We start from the raw sequence: 616 nt of genomic DNA on the forward strand, positions 1-616 counted from the left end.
CCGGTACATAGTCCAGTTTCTCGGCCACGTCTTCGCCAATGCGCTGTAACTGGCAGCCACACTGGCAGACCGTACTATCCGGTTCATGGATAATGGTGACTCTTGGAAGGTGTTCTGGCAAACGGGTCCGTACCGGTTTGTTAGCAGACTTGGGCTCATGCAAGGGAACACCATGCAACAGTTCCAGCTCTGCCTCTATGGCCGACAGATCGGTCTGAACGGTTTCTTCCAATAAACTGCCTTGCACGCCAGAGAGCTGTTCTCCGCTTTTGCCGAAGCGAACCCGTCGCAGCATGGCAATCTCATGGCTTAGCTTGGTTATCTTGGCATCTTTGTAAAGGTTGTCTTGACGATAGTCTGCCAGCAGTTGTTCCTGGCGCAGCTTGATCGTCTGCATCTGGGCCAGGATTTGGTCTCTTGCGCTGAGCTCCTGCAACAGGTCTGCCACCATCGCGTGTAGCGCTGGTGCATCCATATTCGGGTCAGGTAGGCAAACGGGTGAAGCAGACATGGGGCGTATTATCCCATGATCCTTGAGGGACGGCTATGGGAAGATACGCCAATTGTGCCTTACAGAATATCGATGATGCCGTTGGCACCCAGGCGTTGCCAGGGC

The 616-nt window shown here is 54.2% G+C and carries 1 protein-coding gene; it reads right to left on the minus strand.

Annotation, left to right across the window (positions count from 1 at the left end; all coding sequences use genetic code 11):
- Positions 1-511, minus strand: a 511-nt coding sequence (locus tag IE074_RS14725) for an IS66 family transposase (RefSeq protein ID WP_194517347.1), incomplete at its 3' end; no start/stop codon positions are given.
- Between the last annotated feature and the right edge of the window lie 105 nt (positions 512-616).

The sequence above is a fragment of the Advenella faeciporci genome, from assembly GCF_014652395.1.
Lineage (GTDB): Bacteria > Pseudomonadota > Gammaproteobacteria > Burkholderiales > Burkholderiaceae_B > Advenella > Advenella faeciporci.